Annotated in this window: 13 protein-coding genes; 7 read left to right on the top strand and 6 right to left on the bottom strand. The window is 71.6% G+C overall.

Annotation, left to right across the window (positions count from 1 at the left end):
* Positions 1-4 precede the first annotated feature (4 nt).
* On the bottom strand, positions 5-685 hold the full coding sequence (locus AHOG_RS13825) for a helix-turn-helix transcriptional regulator (protein WP_245856761.1): 681 nt from the start codon (positions 683-685) through the stop codon (positions 5-7).
* 298 nt (positions 686-983) lie between these two features.
* Here AHOG_RS13825 and AHOG_RS13830 point away from each other — a divergent pair, with 298 nt between their 5' ends.
* Positions 984-2,504 (top strand): MATE family efflux transporter, encoded by a 1,521-nt coding sequence (locus AHOG_RS13830; protein WP_093941721.1) that lies wholly within the window; start codon positions 984-986, stop codon positions 2,502-2,504.
* A gap of 658 nt (positions 2,505-3,162) precedes the next feature.
* On the opposite strand, the gene AHOG_RS13840 is transcribed toward AHOG_RS13830, so the two are convergent.
* Entirely contained in the window at positions 3,163-3,996 is an 834-nt protein-coding gene (locus AHOG_RS13840) for a helix-turn-helix domain-containing protein (protein WP_093941723.1), read from the bottom strand.
* A gap of 109 nt (positions 3,997-4,105) precedes the next feature.
* Here AHOG_RS13840 and AHOG_RS13845 point away from each other — a divergent pair, with 109 nt between their 5' ends.
* Together AHOG_RS13845 and AHOG_RS13850 are read left to right on the top strand one after the other, a co-directional pair.
* Positions 4,106-4,504 (top strand): PPOX class F420-dependent oxidoreductase, encoded by a 399-nt coding sequence (locus AHOG_RS13845; RefSeq protein WP_157736807.1) that lies wholly within the window; start codon positions 4,106-4,108, stop codon positions 4,502-4,504.
* A 113-nt stretch (positions 4,505-4,617) separates the two neighbouring features.
* Positions 4,618-5,634 (top strand): aldo/keto reductase, encoded by a 1,017-nt coding sequence (locus tag AHOG_RS13850; protein WP_093941725.1) that lies wholly within the window; start codon positions 4,618-4,620, stop codon positions 5,632-5,634.
* Between the two features lie 55 nt (positions 5,635-5,689).
* Here AHOG_RS13850 and AHOG_RS13855 read toward each other — a convergent pair whose 3' ends face one another.
* Together AHOG_RS13855 and AHOG_RS13860 are read right to left on the bottom strand one after the other, a co-directional pair.
* On the bottom strand, positions 5,690-7,264 hold the full coding sequence (locus tag AHOG_RS13855) for an FAD-dependent monooxygenase (RefSeq protein WP_093941726.1): 1,575 nt from the start codon (positions 7,262-7,264) through the stop codon (positions 5,690-5,692).
* Positions 7,261-7,947 carry a PadR family transcriptional regulator gene (locus tag AHOG_RS13860; RefSeq protein WP_093941727.1) on the bottom strand — a complete coding sequence of 229 codons (687 nt, stop codon included), beginning with the start codon at positions 7,945-7,947 and terminating at the stop codon, positions 7,261-7,263. The genes AHOG_RS13855 and AHOG_RS13860 overlap by 4 nt, the downstream gene beginning before the upstream one ends.
* 964 nt (positions 7,948-8,911) lie before the next feature.
* Here AHOG_RS13860 and AHOG_RS30250 point away from each other — a divergent pair.
* Together AHOG_RS30250 and AHOG_RS13870 are read left to right on the top strand one after the other, a co-directional pair.
* Positions 8,912-9,034 (top strand): hypothetical protein, encoded by a 123-nt coding sequence (locus AHOG_RS30250; protein ID WP_260404477.1) that lies wholly within the window; start codon positions 8,912-8,914, stop codon positions 9,032-9,034.
* Between the two features lie 139 nt (positions 9,035-9,173).
* The gene (locus tag AHOG_RS13870) at positions 9,174-10,142 is read left to right on the top strand and encodes a DUF4132 domain-containing protein (RefSeq protein ID WP_093941729.1); all 969 of its coding nucleotides are present in this window, start codon (positions 9,174-9,176) and stop codon (positions 10,140-10,142) included.
* 582 nt (positions 10,143-10,724) lie between these two features.
* Here the strand turns inward: AHOG_RS13870 and AHOG_RS13875 are convergent.
* On the bottom strand, positions 10,725-11,291 hold the full coding sequence (locus AHOG_RS13875; protein WP_093941730.1) for a CGNR zinc finger domain-containing protein: 567 nt from the start codon (positions 11,289-11,291) through the stop codon (positions 10,725-10,727).
* A 90-nt stretch (positions 11,292-11,381) separates the two neighbouring features.
* Between AHOG_RS13875 and AHOG_RS13880 the strand changes: the two genes are divergently transcribed.
* Positions 11,382-12,197, top strand: coding sequence for an alpha/beta fold hydrolase (locus AHOG_RS13880; protein WP_093941731.1), 816 nt, complete (start codon positions 11,382-11,384; stop codon positions 12,195-12,197).
* A gap of 279 nt (positions 12,198-12,476) precedes the next feature.
* Here AHOG_RS13880 and AHOG_RS13885 read toward each other — a convergent pair whose 3' ends face one another.
* A complete protein-coding gene (locus AHOG_RS13885) occupies positions 12,477-13,229 on the bottom strand; it encodes a class I SAM-dependent methyltransferase (RefSeq protein ID WP_093941732.1) in 753 nt (250 codons plus the stop codon).
* An 879-nt stretch (positions 13,230-14,108) separates the two neighbouring features.
* Here AHOG_RS13885 and AHOG_RS13895 point away from each other — a divergent pair.
* Positions 14,109-15,758 carry an ABC-F family ATP-binding cassette domain-containing protein gene (locus AHOG_RS13895; protein WP_093941734.1) on the top strand — a complete coding sequence of 550 codons (1,650 nt, stop codon included), beginning with the start codon at positions 14,109-14,111 and terminating at the stop codon, positions 15,756-15,758.
* Positions 15,759-15,761: the final 3 nt, after the last annotated feature.

Here is a 15,761-nt window from a genome sequence, read left to right on the forward strand (position 1 = left end):
ACGGTCAACCGTGACCCAGGAACACCGCCGGGCTCAGACCGGTGAACTCGCGGCAGTCGCGGGAGAGGTGCGGTTGATCGGCGTAACCGGCCTCGCCCGCGATCTCGGCGAGCGTCCCGCCGTGCTCGGCCGCGGCGACGGCCCGCCGGAGCCTGCTGACGCGAAGGTAGGTGGCGGGCCCGTAACCGACGGCGGCACGGAACCGACGACGGAGCTGCCGTTCGCTCAGCGCCACGTCGGCGATCACGGTCGAGATCCGCGTCGCGCCCGCGTCGATCCTGGCCACCACCTCGGTCACCTCCGGATCACGCGGCGCGATCGGACGGTTCGCGAACACCTGGGCCAGTGCGGCAGGCTCCGCCCGCAGCCGCTCGGCGAGGCTCGTCCCGGTTCGCCCCCACAACTCGGCGAGATCGACTCGCGAGTTCCGCAGCGCGTCGGCGGGCACCCCCAACACCCGCGCGGCCTGGCCCGGCTCGAACCGCAGCCCGGTGATCGCCGTGCCCGGCGGCACCGTGGACCGCCAGGCGCGGGTGTCCGGGCCCGCCACGAAGACCCGATCGGCGGTGACGATGACGTCGAGACAGCCGTCCGGGACGATCAGTCTGGTCGTGGACTCCTGAGCGTGCCAGACACAGCGGACCAGGCCGGACAGCGACGCAGGCGGTCGTCGTTCCCGATACACGGCCGCTGATGCTGCCCGAGGCCACCGACAGTGCCAGGCGCTCGACCCGTCGTCCGGCCGAGTCTGGTCGGCGCCTGCCGCTCGAGACGTCGCGCTTCGGGCGCCGACCTGAGCACCGCCGACCCGCCGAGCACCGCGGAGGCGTCACCCCGCCGAAGCGGGCGCCGACGATCCTCGCGGGCTTTCGGGGCTCGGGCCACCGGGGATCGCGACGGCCCGTCGGTTCGTACCGCTCTCCGTCCGACGGCGTCGAGCGTGGTTCCAGCGTGTCGCCTGCTCGACGCTGTTGGCTGAGGGGATGGATTCTCCGAGCAGGCCGGGCGCCGACACGGCGAGCCCGCACCACGGCGGCCCTGACCGCATCGAGGAGGGCGGTCCCGCACCCGGATCCGGGAGTACGCCGTACCGAGTGGAGACGGCGAGCGCCCTCCACGGCGAGCGACCGCGGACCGCCGACGAGGAACCCGGCCTACGTGCCTCGCGGGTGGCCACCACCGGGTCCGGCGGGAGCACCACCCGCCGGATCGTCCGTGCCGCGCTGCCACTGTCGTTGTCGCTGATCGTCACGGCGGTGGCGGCGCTGATCAACACCGCGGTCCTGGGGCGTCACGACACCGCGGCGCTGGCCGCGTTCACCGTCGCCATGGCGGTGTATCTGCCGGCCACCGCCGCGGTGAGCGGCGCCACCCGAGGCGTGATGCCCTTCGTCGCGGCGCGTGGCACCGATCAGGGCGGTCTCGCGACGGTGGTCAGGGACGGCCTGCTCTCGGCGCTGCTGGTGGGCCTGTTCGGGGCCGCCGCCACCGCCGCCGTCGGAGGGCTGGCGCGGGCGGGCGGCGTGCCCGACGCGACGATCGCGCGCCTCGGGCCGCTGCCGTTGATCCTCGCGGTGGCCGTGCTGGTGACCGCCGTCGGTTCGTCGGCCTCGGCCGCCCTCGTCGGACTGGGCAGGACCCGGCCGGTCTTGTACGGCGGACTCGCCGGCGCGCTGATCACGGTGACGCTGTCGCCCGCGCTGGTATTCGGGTTCGCCGGGCTGCCCGGCCTCGGTGCTGTCGGAGCAGGGGCGGCCGTGTTGATCGCGGTGATTGGCAACGCACTGGTGACGATGGTCGGACTGCGGGGGGCGGTGACCACCGTGGGGAGTCGCGCGACCGGAACGGGACCGGCGCTGCGGGGAGTGGTGACGCTGCTTCGGGTCGGAATCCCGCTCTCGGCGACGGTACTGATCAAGTTCGCGTCGCTGGGGGTCCTGGCCTTCGCCGCCGCCCGCATCGGCACCGCTGCCTCCGCCGCACACGGGATCGCGGTGTCCCTGGTGAACCTGGCCTTCACCATGGCGGTGGCCGTCGGCCAGGCGACGGTGCCTCTCATCGCCAGAGACGCCGCCGCAGGCGGGGCGCGGAGTCGCCCGATCGCGTGGGCGGGAGTCCGAGTCGGCGTCCTGGCGTTGACGGTCGTGGCATCGGCCCTGGCGGCCTGCCGTGACCTGCTGATCCCGTTGTTCAGCGCCGACGTGGTGGTGACGGCGATGGTCGCGGGCCTGCTCCCGTGGATTCTGCTGGTGGTGGCGGCCGACGGCATGCAGGCGATGCTCGGATTCGCGTTGATCGGACTCCGCCGTACCGTGCCGAGCATGATCGTGCTGGCGGCCGGTCACGGGCTGCTCGTGCTGCTGTGCCTGCCTATCGCGGCGTCGGCGGGCCTGACCGGGCTGTGGGCGGCGCTCCTGGTGACGAACCTCCTGCTGTGTGTCGGCCAGGTCGTGGCGTTCCGCCGAGTCACGGCGAGGCCCGCCCCACCCACGACGATCGCGTGATCCGAGCGAGACCGATGCACACCGGGGCGGCGCGGGCGGACGCCCCGCCGTGCGGCCCGACGAGTGTCCCGGGGCCCGGCGGTCTCAACGTGGGCTGTGCGTGAGCCAGGTCGGCTCGCCGTTCCCGTCGGTCGAGGTGTGGTCTCTCCGGAAGCCGAGCCGGCCCGGTACGTGCGCGGCGATGCGGTGCCCCGGTCCGTACGGGCGCCCGACGCCGTGCCCGCCCGGTCCTCACGGTCGCGTCGAGCACCGTGCGGGCCGCCTCGGCCGGTGGGCAGCCCTTTCGAGGGACGCCGCGCACGGCGGCGGAACGGCGGCCCGGCCCCGCCCCCGGGTGTGGCGGGACACGCGTCCAGCCGATCCCGGATTCGGCGTGGCCGGCCCGGTCGACGAACAGTCCGAGGCGGCCGCTGACGGCGCCCTCCGCCCGCATGTTCAGGACAGAGAGTGGATTGCCGAGCTGCGCCGCGCCCCGTCCGTGTCCGTCCTCGCGGTGGGTGTGCGGCCGCCGGCCCCGCCGTGCGTCGGCACCGTCGAGGACGGACACGGCCTCGGCCGCGACATCAGCCGTTTCGTGACCGGCTGTGCCGTGGTCGACGGGTGGTCCTTCGGCGTCTCGCTGGGACGGCGTGGCATCGCCGGGACGGTGTCGGGAGCGTCACGACGCGGCCGCCGGCCGGGTGAGGACTTCCAGCGCCGCGGTGGTCTGCTCGTCCGCGGGCAGATAGACGAGCAGGCGTTGCTCCTCGGCGTCGGGGAGTTCCAGACTCTCGTAGGCCAGCGTCAGCTCGCCCACGGCCGGATGGGCCCAGCGTTCGACCCCGACCCGCGCGGGCAGCGCGGCCGAGGACTGGAACCGGCTGCTGAACCGCACACCCGCGGCGATCGACAACTCCTCGGCGAGCCTGCCCGCGTGGGAGTCGCCCAGCGCGGTCGCGGCGCGGAGATCGGCGGCCTGGGCGTCGGCGATCCGCTCCCATTCGGGGAAGACCGACCGTGCCCGGCCGTCGGTGAACACGAAACGAGCGAGGTTGGCGGGTTCGGCGTCCAGGAGTCCGAGCGGCTCTGCCAGCCGCCGGTAGCCGGCGGTGCAGGCCAGCAGGTCACCCGGCCCGTTGCGGACCAGAGCCGGCGTGGTGCCGAGGCGATCGAGCAGCGCCAGGACCGTCGGCCGCGCCACGCCGGCCGGGGGAGCGCTGCCCTGACATGCGCCCCCGGTCACCGCCTTGACCAGGCGATGAACGTGAACACGCTCGTCGGAGGTGAGGCGCAGCGAGTCGGCGAGCGCGGCGAGGATCTCGGGGGAGGGTCGACGGTCGCGTCCCTGCTCCAGTCGCGTGAGGTACTCGACGCTGATTCCGGCGATCGTGGCGAGTTCACCACGACGCAGACCCGGGGTCCGGCGTCGCGGGCCGCCGACCAGTCCTACCTCGGCCGGGGTGACGGCCTCCCGCCGGGCCCGGAGGAACGCGCCGAGTTCGTTCTCGCCCATGCGGAGAGTCTATTCGGCCTCGACTCCGCGCAGCGGTGATCGTGTCCCTCGCGGTACCAGTCTCGGCGCGGTCTTTCTGCCCGCACGCCGCTGGGGCAGGGTCGGTGCCATGAGCGTGTTCACCGATCGCGAGATCGCCTACCTGCGAAGTCAACCCCTGGGTCGCCTCGCCACGGTCGGCTCCCCCGGCCGCCCGTCGGTGCGGCCGGGGGGCGTCCGGTACGACCCGGCGGCGGACGGCCTGGCGATCGGCGGCGTGGCGGGCTCCGGGATGGCCGAGAGCAAGAAGTTCCGCGACATCACGCACAGGCCGGCGGCGGCGTTCGTCGTCGACGACCTCGCCGGCGTCGACCCGTGGGCTCCGCGCGGCATCGAGATCCGCGGCCACGCCGCGGCGTTCCACGAGGGCGGCGCCGAGGTCGGCGGCAGGCTGGCGGCCCCGTTCCCCTTCGACGCCGTCGGATCCTGCTCCACCCCCGACGAGCTGTCGGCGCGGACCGTGGCCTGACTCGCCGGACTGATCCCCGGCTGATTCCCGGGGCAGGGCGCGTCGCCTCACCACGAACCGCGAGCACACCCGCGTCCGTCCGCGGACGTCACCACGAGGAGAGAGGAACGCACGTGCGTCACCGACTACTGGGCCGAACCGGACTGCGAGTGTCCGAGCTGTTCTTCGGTGCGATGTCGTTCTACGAACACCACGGCGACGAGGCGACCCGGCGATACCGGGCGATGCTCGACGCCTACGCGGAGGCGGGCGGCAACGTCATCGACACGGCGTCGGCCTACGGTGAGAGCGAGAGCGTGCTCGGTGATCTCCTCATCGGCCGTCGGGATCGTTTCGTGCTCGCGAGCAAGTACACGATCTCGCGTGATCAGGCGGACCCGAACGCCGCGGGGAGTCACCGGAAGAATCTCGTCCTGTCCCTCGAGCAGAGTCTCCGGCGGCTGCGTACCGACTACCTGGATCTGTACTGGGTGCATCTCTGGGACCGGCACACGCCGATCGAGGAGACGATGCGGGCGCTGGACGACGCCGTCCGCGCGGGAAAGATCCTCTACGTCGGCATCTCCGACGCCCCGGCCTGGCTGGTCAGCCGGGCCGACCTTCTCGCGGAATGGCGGGGGTGGACCCCGTTCGCCGCGGTGCAGGTGCCCTACAACCTGCTCCGCCGGGATGCGGAACGAGAACTGCTGCCGATGGCCGAGACACTCGGTCTGAGCGTCGCCGCCTGGGGACCGTTGGCAGGCGGCGTGCTCTCCGGGAAGTTCAGCGCGCCCGACGGGATCGTGCCCGGCGTCCAGACCAGGATCGACGCGGACGACCTGACGGCCAGGGACCATGCCATGGCCCGCGCGGTGCTGACGGTCGCCGACGGGCTGGGTGCCCGCCCCGCGCAGATCGCGCTCGCCTGGATCCGGGCCCGCCATGCCGCCGTCCACCCGATCATCGGCGCGGGCTCCGTCGAGCAGCTCACCGAGAACCTCGGCGCGGTCGATGTCGTGCTGCCCGACGACGCCCTCCGCACGCTGGAGTCGGCCGTGGAGTTCGAACGGGGCTTTCCCGCCGACTTCCTCGCCCAGTGCGAGGCCGACCCGTGGGTGTTCGGCCGCACCCCTGTCACCGGACGTGTCTGACCGCGGCGGGCGGAGACGTGTCCGCCGGTGCCCGCCTGCATCGATGCCGCGGGACTCAGCCGCCAGAGTGAGCAGGCGCGCCGAACCACCGACGTAAGGCCGTGTCGAGATCGCCGGTGGCGGCGGTGGTCGTCTCCACCCACGCGGCGTGCCCGTCCGGCCGGAGCAGCAGCCCACGCAGCTCGGGGTGATCCGGGCAGGACGCGGCGGCCGTTTCGATCCGATCCGCGAATCCCGTCGCTCGGCTCCCGAGCGTGCCGTCACCGGTCAGATCGAGGAGTGCTCCGCGTCCCTCGGCCAGCAGTGCGGCCGGTCGGAACGGCTCACCGTCGTCCCCGCGCAGGCGGAGATCCGGCACCATGCGGCCCGCCCAGGGATGCGGGTCGGCATCGTCGCCCGGCATGTCGTAGGAGGTGTCCAGCCCGAGAACGGTCTCGGTGAGAGCCCGGTTGCCCGCCGGGTGGCTCGCCACTCGAGTGAACAGGTCCAGCAACGGCGCGTACCGCTCGGCGTCCCTGGCCGCGTCCCCGAGTTCGTCGAGAAGCACCTGCGCTCGCGTGGCCGCGAGCACTCGCGCCCCCGCGGCGTGCCGTTCGGCGTGATAGGTGTCGAGCAGCTCCGCGGGCGCGGTGCCCCGCACGGTCGCGGCGAGCTTCCATCCGAGGTTGACGGCGTCGTCCAAGGCGATGTTGACGCCGAGTGCCCCGGCGGGCGGATGAACGTGGGCGGCGTCGCCTGCCAGGAGTACCCGGCCGTCGACATAGCGGGCGGCCTGGCGGGCGGCGTCGCCGAAGCGGGTGAGCCCGCGTGGCCGAGCGAGACCGACGGGGCGGCCCAGCGCGGTGCTCACGGCGGTGCTCAACAGGTCCAGCGTCACCGGGGCGTCGCGCGCGGTCCCCTGACGCGGGTCGTCGATGATGACGCGGACGTGGTCGGGGCGGGGGATCACGAAGACCTCGCCGCCCGGTCCGCTGGTCGTGCCGAAGTCCACCGTGCCGGGTTCGTCCAGTTCGACGTCGCCGAGCAACCAGTGCCGAGTCGCGGGAGTACCGGGGAAGTCGATGCCTGCCTGTTTGCGGACGATGCTGCGTCCGCCGTCGCAGCCGACGAGATATCGCGCCTCGATTCGGTAGCTGCCGTGGTCGGTGTCGACGGTGGCGAGGACGGCGTCGGCGTCGGCGTCGGCGTCGAGGGTGCGCAGCGCGTGTCCCCGTCGGAGATCGGTGCCCAGTTCCTCGGCCCGCGCCTCGAGGACCTCTTCGACCCGGGTCTGCGGGATGCCGAGGGTGAACGGATGGTCCGTGGCGGTGCCGGGAAGGTCCAGCCGCACCGGCAGACCGGTGAAGGCCGCGTACGGCACGGACCAGCCTTCGGCGACGAGGCGCTCGGCGAGACCGCGTCGTGCGAGCAGATCCAGGGCTCGGGCGTTGAGGGTGAAGCCGCGGCAGAAGTCCGGCCGAGTGTGGTGTCGTTCGATCAGGACGGTCTCGACGCCAGCGAGTCGCAGTTCGCAGGCGAGCAGCAGACCGGCAGGTCCGGCTCCCACGATCAGTACCTCGGCACGGTGGGGCGGTGCGGCGCTCGGCTCCTCAGGGGCCGTCGTCTCGGTGGTGAACACGGGTGTGGTCATGAATCCGGTCCTGTCTGATCGGAACCGACCCGTGACCCGGTGGTGGCGGGGTCGGCGGGTTCTGCAGGGGAGCTCGGCGTCGTGGTCTCGTCCGCGCCGGGGACGGCGGGCGGCCAGGACAGGCTCCCCGCGCGGATCTCGTCGACGGTGGCGCGGATCCAGTCGAGCTCGGCCTCCCAGGCGTGGAGCAGGAACTCGACCTCGATCATGAAGAGGCGGGGCAGCCCGCCGCCGTCGATGGTCTCGGCGTGCGCGGCACGAGTCTCGTCGATGCGCCGGATCAGATGTCCGGCCCGTTCGGTCAGGGCCGCCGCGGCTCGCTCCGGGCCGAGGGCACCAAGGTAGGAGACGGCGGCGACGAACCGGGGGTACTCGGCTACGGGCTCACGGAGGAGTTCGTCGAGCCAGTCGACGAACTCCTCGTGTCCGAGGTCGGTGCACCGGTAGACGGTGCGCTCGGGCCGCCTGCCCGCGCGGACCGTCTGCACCGGCTCGATCCATCCGTGTCGAGCCAAGGCCTCGACCGTGTCGTACAGCGAGCCCGAATTGATCTTGAAACTGTTGTCCTTGTTGCGTTCTCGCAGCGTGCTCGCGATCTCGTAGGGGTGCATCGGCCGTTCGTGCAACAGGCCCAGGACGGCGAGCGCCACCGTGTTGGCGATCTTTCGTCGGGTTGCCATCATCACCGCTTCCTATTAGTCGGTTCCGACTATAAGGGGGCGGTGTCCTGGCCCGTCGGCGGGTGACATGGACCGTCCGACCGAATCTCTTCTCCGGCGGGATCCTCACGAGGGCGAGTGCGGTCGGGCCGCGGGACCCCGCCGAACCACTGTTCGACGCCGTGTCACCCGAGGTCATGGGTATCCCGGTCGATCCGGCGGGCGAGTGCCGGTGACCTGCCGTGGTCCCCGTCGCGGCTCCTGGTCTCGGCCCGCCTGAGCGGGGCCGGTCCCGGCGCCCTGAGAAGGCGCGGCGAGTGTCGCGACCGTGTGCCGGTGGGGTGGGCGACGGCATGGCGACGAACCCGTCACCGGACGCGGCGTCGGGCCAGGGGTGTGACGGCGGGTTCGAGGGCGACCGGTGCCCGCCGGATGTCCCTCGGCTGCGTTCTCCCGCTATGCCGGACCGCACCGCGGATCTGGTCCTGCCCTTGTTCCGCGGCCCTGACGTTCGACCGGCCCGACATTGAAGACATCTATCCTTTCAGTGCTGACCAAATTCAATCATCGAAACAAGCACAGAAGGCAACCTCCCGGACAAGAACCCCCGGAACAGCTCGATTCGGCTCGATTCGGCTCGCTATCGGACCACACCGTGGCCGAAGCGAGCCGGTCTCGCCCCGACCGGTCGGCCGCCTTCCGCCTTCCACGCTCGGAGCGCGGAAACACGGAACAGGCGCTGTACGGGGCGTGGCACCTCGCCCTCGAGTCGGCCGGTTCTCGTCACCGCGCCATCGACGAGGCGAGCCTGGCCGTCCAGTGGGTCCCTCGGCGAGTCGACCTCGGCGTCCCATGTCGATCGGACGTGCGTGACAGGCGTCTTCGATGGAACGGTCTGTGGTCGACCTGCGCGCCCGGCGTCCTGTTGAGTCCGGAAGTCTGCCGCAGGCCAGGTGGCCGCGACTGGCGTGGGTCGGTCGGCGGGCGTGTGGCGAGTCGTCGCCTGCGGCACCAGCAGGCGGGACAGGGCGACACCTCGGCACGCGACGGCCTGATCCGCGATCTGCGGCGCGTCCGCTTGAGCGGCATCGAGACGCGGCGGACGGTGTGATCCGACTCGGTTCGAAATCCTCCGGTACACGAGGACGACCGCGGGGTACGTCAGTCTCGAGACGGAGAGTCGGGGGGATGTCATGAACGTCGCCGCGGCTCACGTCCGACCACCGTACGATGACGGCTGAATCCGGTGCGTGACCGGACGGGCGCCGATCGTCTTGTCGGGGCGCTGCCATAAGGTCCGCGTCGACTTGATCAACGATCTTCAGATGGGGGCGGCGGACATGACGAGGGACGAACAGCGGACTGCGATCACCGCCGCCCACCGGCGGGCGCGACGCCGTGGCGCGCGTCGGGCCGAGCGTGGACACCTGGTGCTGGTCGCCTCGGACGGTGCGACGCTGTCGTCGGTCGTTCCGCCTCCGGTGGTCGACGATCCGGCCGTTCGCTTTCGGCGGGAGTGCCGGGACACGGTGCGGCGCTGGATGGTCCGTTCGCTGCCCATTCCGGTGTCGACGCTGGTCCGACTGTTCGAAGACGAGACCTGGCGCGAGACGCTGTCGGCGCTGGTGGTCGTCGGAGTGGACGAGCGCGGTTCGATGGTCGCCGACTCCGCGGGCCTGTTGCGCGACGTCGACTCCGACGGCGGCGTGCATGTGGTGGCCGCGTCGGGAGCGGTGTGCACGCTCGCGTTCGACCGGCTGGTGATCGGTCATCCGGTTCTGCTGCCGGAGTTGGAACGGTTCCAGGAACTGGCACTCGCGTTGGAGGTCGAACAGACGGTCTCTCAGCTTTTCCGGCAGACCGAGGTCAGGCCGACGGTGATGTCGGCGACGGCGACTTCGATCACCGACTACGCCGACGGTTACTTCCTCGAACTGGGTGATGCTCTGGACCGCTGTCGGGCCGAGGGTCTGGCGGTGAGGGACGGGTATGTGGTCTGCCCGGTCTTCGAGCGGGGACGGTTGGTCGAGGCGCGGTACTGGATCGGAACCGGGTCGCCCGAGCTGCCTGCCTGCACCGGGGAGTTGTTCTGGGTGTTGCCGGAGGGGACGCGGGTGCGGTGCAGCGATGTCGGGCCGGTCGCGTGGTCGGAGGGCGCGCGGATGGCGTCGGTGGTGTTCGCGGGTCGGTTCGGTGCCGAAGCCGGGTCGGTGGCCTGATCGGGCGTTGCCGCAGGCGTGGTGCGAACTGGGCGGTCATCTCGTCGCGGCGTAGGCAGTGGCCGGCCTGGTGTGGGAACCGGGCACGGCCCTCTGCCAGGTCGGCCGTCGTGCCGTCACCGGGCGTCGTGCCGCTACGGCGATCGGCGAGGTCGTGCCGTCGCCGGTGTGTTGTCGCTGAGCTGCTGAGGTCGGCTGTGGATCTTCGGGGGCGGGGGCGGGGCGGCCTGCCGGCCCGAGGCGGCCTTGATCGGCGGGGCTCGCATGGCGTTCAGGAGGCGGTGGGCTGTGGCCGTCGGAGGGAAGGCCGCCGAAACGAGGTCGATCGGCGACGTCTTCCTTCGGTCGGCTGGTGTGCTCTGGTGGTGTGGGGGTCGTGTCCTGCACCGCGGGCCGGCCCGTAGTCGGCGTGGGTCTCTTCCAGGTGTGACCGGGAGCTCGTGCACGGTGACCTCGGCCGCCCTCGGTGAGCAGGGGCGGCCCTGTCTCGGTTCGAGCTTGTTCGTCCGGTCGTGTGTGCCGGCTCGTTCTGGTGTGTGGTGTGCGGGTTCGCCCGGTGTGGGCGAGCACGGTCGTTCCCGATCAGGGCTGCGGGGGCGGTGCGCTGTTCGGGCGTCGACTGCGGTAGGAGCGCATCTTGTGGCGGGCGCCGCAGGTGTTCATGCTGCACCACACACTGTTGTCGCCGGGGGAGCGGTCGTAGTAGATCCACCGGCAGTCTGGTGCGCGGCAGGCCTTGAGGCGGGTGCGGCGGTCGGCGATCTCTTCGGTGGCGAGGGCGGCGAGTAGTTCGCCGATCAGGCGTGTCGTGGGTCGTCGGGCGGCGATGGTGAGGCGGGCGGTGCCGTGGTCGGTCCATCGGGGCGGTCGCAGGGTGGACGCGGCGCGGTCGGTGAGGACGTGGCGGGCTTCGTCGGCGGTGTGGTCGTCGGCGAGGTGGCTGCGGATCGCCTCGCGGACGAGCACCAGTTCGTGTCGGTCGTCGTCGGTGAGGTGGTCGGCGAGGTCGTGGTGTCCGTGTGCTCGCAGCCAGGTCTGGGCGGTGGGGTGGTCTGCGAGGTCGTCGGTGTCTCGGAGCAGGCATGCGGTGTTGCAGAACGTCTCGATCGCGGTGAGTGGTGGTGGGGCGGGAGGTCGGGTGTAGGTCACCGGGGCATGTTACCGGCTTATCGCTTCAGGGAGTAACGACCAGTGTTACCATCTAATCGGTTTTGACGGTAACTGGAGGTGTGGTCGGGCATGTGGGATCTGACGGAGAGCTTCACCAGCAGGCAGGGTGTCGTCCGCTGGGCGCGCGGCGGCCGGGGCAGCCCGGTGGTGCTGCTGCACGGGACGCCGTTCTCCTCACGGGTCTGGCATGACGTGGCCACCGGCCTGTCTCGCCGACACACCGTCTACCTGTGGGACCTGCCCGGCTACGGCCGCTCGGAGATGCGCGCCGGTCAGGACGTCTCCTTCGCGGCGGCTCAGGAGGTCTTCGTCGCCCTGCTTCGAGAGTGGGGTCTGTCCGAGCCCGCCGTGGTGGCCCATGACATCGGCGGGGCGGTCGCGTTGCGGACGGCGCTGGTGAGCGGTGTCCGTTTCGCGCGTCTCGCGCTGCTCGACGCGGTGTGCGTCCGCCCGTGGGGAAGCGACTTCTTCCGGCTGGTGCGGGAGAACTCCGAGGTCTTCGGGCAGTTGCCCGGCTCGTTGCACGAGGCGCTGGTGCGTCGGTACCTCGCCTCGGCCGCCCATCGGGTGCTGCCCGCCGCGGTGGTGGACGAACTGGCCGCACCGTGGCTCGGCGCGGTGGGGCAGGCCGCGTTCTATCGGCAGATCGCCCAGGCCGACGAGCGGTTGACCGAGGAGCTGGTGGGCCGCTATCGGGAGTTGGATCTGCCGGTCCTCGTCGGTTGGGGAGCGCAGGACACCTGGCTTCCCGTCGAGCGGGCTCACACGCTGGCCGGGCTGATCCCGAACGCGCGGGTGGAGACGATCGAGCAGGCCGGTCATCTCGTCCAGTTCGACGCGCCGGGGGCGCTCACGGCACTGCTCGAAGAGTTCCTGAGTTCCTGAGCACCTGAGCGGCGTCCGCGTCTCGGCGGCCTGTTCCGCAGAGGTGCGGGGCCCGGTCGACCGCCCGCCGGGCGCGTGGTGAGCTCGTCGTCACGCGCGGCAGCCAGGCTCGGCCGACGTCGGGTCGGCCGAGCCCCGCCGTCACACCGCTGGTCCGCGAGGTCGGAGGTGTTCGGCGTCGCCGACGCTCCCGGTCGCTCATGCCTGGTCCGGAGCCGTCCGCCGCGTCGTCGAGCATGCCCAGGGCACGATCGGACGGCCCGGCGGGGTGCGCCCGGCTCAGTCGGGTCGGCGGGCCTCGAGGAGGAAGCGTTGTGCGTGGGCGACGAAAGGCCCGTCGGTACGGAGGCGGGCGTGGAGTGCGGCGAGCGCGGTGCGGTACTTCGCCACGGAGAAGTCCGGGACGGTCCAGATGACCTTACGGAGGAAGTAGACGACCGCGCCGATGTCGTAGAACTCGGCGCGTAGTGCCGCGGTGCGCAGGTCAGTGACGATCAGGCCGGTCTGTCGGACGATCTCGGCGGTCTGCTCGGGGTCGGGTCTGGTGCCGGGCGGGCGGGGTCCGGCGACGACCTCGGCGAGCTCGATCATGCTGTTCGGACCGATGCCCTGGCACAGGAGAGTGCCACCGGGTCGGAGGACTCGGGCCGCCTCCGCCCAGGGAGGTGCGACGGGGTGGCGGCTGATCACGAGATCGAAGCTGCTGTCGTCGAAGGGCAGTCGGGTCGGGTCGCCGTCGACGACCGTGATGCCTGCCGGTTCGAGCCTGCGGCGGGCGATGGCGAGGTTGGGCGGCCAGTATTCGGTGGCCCAGGTCGTCGCGGGGAGCCCGGGTATCTCGGCGAGGACCTCCCCGCCGCCGGTCTCCAGGTCGAGCAGGGCGGTGGCGTGTCGTACGCGGTCGGCGACCAGGCGGGTGTATCCCCACGGAGCGCGTTCCTCGGTGGCGCGGCCGGTGAGCCAGGAGAAGCCCCAGCCCTCGACGTCGGCGGCCTCGGCTTCGGCGAGGAGCCCCTCGAAGGTCCGTGTCATGGGTCGAGGGTGCCGGACCGTCGGTCTGGGGGCGAGTGATTTACCGGTGTGGGATCGGTGTCCGCGGAGGGCAGGGCCGGTCGGGGCGGTAGGAGAGTGCGGTCCGGACCGCGGTGTCGGTCGCGAGGCCGTCGATGGTCGCCGGTCCGGGAGTCGGCGCCGGATGCGTACGGGTGCCGTGGAATCCGAACCGCCGACGTCCCGTCCGGAGGACTGCGACCTGGGTGGATGGCGTGTGGTTGGAGATCGGCAGGAGGCGGTGTTCCTGGACGGTGCGGCGATCGTGGGGGCCGGTGCGCCCGGATCTGGCATGAATGTCGCAGCAGGCCACGGCGCGGGGCGGAGCCGAAGCAGAAGGGGAACGAGACCACGGGTTGCTGTCGTGGAACGTGACGGCCGCCGATCCTTCGGCGGCGAAGGTCCGGGCCTGCCGCGGTGCCGGCCCTCAGCCGGGTCCGGCCGGTGTGTTCGTCCGGTGTGGAGAGCGGCCTCGACGGTTTCGGCGGGTGGTCGAGTCCGGTGGGCGTGGGGGTGGGCCGTGTCGGCCCTGGTGGCCTGGGGCAGTGGCCGGCGCAGGTGAAAGGCGTTGCATGCGGCGGGAGGGCGGTGTGTTCGGTGACGTCCACGACGGGGCCGCGGCGACGGGCGGTCGGTTCGACGACGCGGGCGGCGGGCATGGCGCTGTTATGGTGGCGGTCGCGTGATGGTGAGTCAGGGAGACCGACGTGGTGAGTGACGACGACATCTCCGGGTGATACCGGAAGTGATCGACCGTCGGCAGGTGCGCGCGGCGTGCCCGCTGTCGGCCGTGCCGTCGTCCTGTGAACCCGTTCCGCCGGGCGCTCCGGTGCGCCCGCCGCCACCCTTGAGGGCTCCGCCATGTCTGATGCGTTCATCGTCTGTTCGAACCTCTCGTTCTCCTGGCCCGACGGCACTGTGCTGTTCGAGGACCTGTCGTTCACCGTGGGTGCCGGTCGCACCGGCCTGGTGGCGCCCAACGGAGCCGGCAAGACGACGCTGTTGAGGCTCATCGCGGGTGACCGCATACCCAGCCGCGGCACGGTGTCGGTCGACGGAGTGCCGGGGTATCTGCCGCAGAACCTGCCGTTGTCGGGTGATCTGACGGTGGCCGAGGTGCTGGGGATCGCCCCGGTGCTCGCGGCGTTGTCGGCGATCGAGTCGGGTGACGTCGACGAGGCGCACTTCACCACGGTCGGCAGCGATTGGGATGTCGAGGAGCGCACCCGTGCCCAGCTCGGCAGGCTCGGTCTCGCAGAGCTGCCGTTCACGCGACGTCTCGACACGCTCAGTGGTGGGCAGATCGTCTCGCTCGGGTTGGCCGCTCAGCTGCTGAAGCGGCCGGACGTGCTGTTGTTGGACGAGCCGACGAACAATCTGGATCGCGATGCCCGCCGGTCGCTCTACGCCGTGTTGGAGGACTGGAACGGGTGTCTGCTGCTGGTCAGTCACGACCGGGCACTGTTGGACCGGATGGATCGCATCGCGGAACTGCATCGTGGCGACGTGCGCTTCTACGGCGGGAATCACGCGGAGTACGAGGCGGCGGTGCGGGCGGCCCGGGAGGTTGCGGAGAAGAACGTCCGCAACGCCGAGCAGCAGTTGCGGCGGGAGAAGCGGGAGATGCAGCAGGCACGGGAACGAGCGGCACGTCGAGCGGGCAACGCCGCGCGCACTCTCGGGAGCGCGGGCCTGCCGAGAATCGTCGCCGGGGCGATGAAACGGGGCGCGCAGGAGTCGGCGGGGCGGGCGAACGAGACGCATGCGGCACGGGTCGGTGAGGCCAAGGCCCGCTTGGAGGAGGCGGGGCGGGCGGTGCGGGACGAGGCGACGATCGCGGTGGAGCTGCCCGGGACTCGGGTGCCCGCCGGGCGGACGGTGTTCGCCGGGGACGGGATGCAGGCCGATTTCGGGGGCGGGCCGCTGTTCGCGGGGCGGGGTGTGAACCTGACGATCCGAGGACCGGAGCGGATCGCGCTGGTCGGGAGCAACGGTGCGGGCAAGTCCACGGTGCTGCGCATGGTGCACGGCGATGTCGAGCCCTCTGGTGGTGTGGTCGCCCGGGCGGTGGGGCGGATCGCGTACCTGTCGCAGCGCTTGGATCTGCTGGACCCGGATCGCACGGTGGTGGAGAACCTGGCCGCCGCCGCGCCCAGCCTGACGGAGGGGAGGCGGTTGACGCTGTTGGCGCGGTTCCTGTTCCGCGGCGACCGGGTTCGACTGCCGGTCGGAGCGCTCTCCGGCGGGGAACGGCTGCGTGCGACCTTGTGTTGTGTCCTCTGCGCCGAACCGGCGCCGCAGCTGTTGCTGTTGGACGAGCCGACGAACAATCTCGATCTGGTGAGCGTGGCGCGGCTGCAGAGCGCACTCGGTACGTATGAGGGGGCTTTCGTGGTGGTCAGCCACGATGAGCGGTTCCTTTCCGAGATCGGGGTGAATCGGTGGCTGCGGTTGACGGCCGGGGCGTTGTGCGATGTCGACGGCCCTGAGGACGGATCGACGGCTGTCTGATGC

Origin of the sequence: Actinoalloteichus hoggarensis (assembly GCF_002234535.1) — a bacterium.
Taxonomy (GTDB): Bacteria; Actinomycetota; Actinomycetes; order Mycobacteriales; family Pseudonocardiaceae; genus Actinoalloteichus_A; species Actinoalloteichus_A hoggarensis.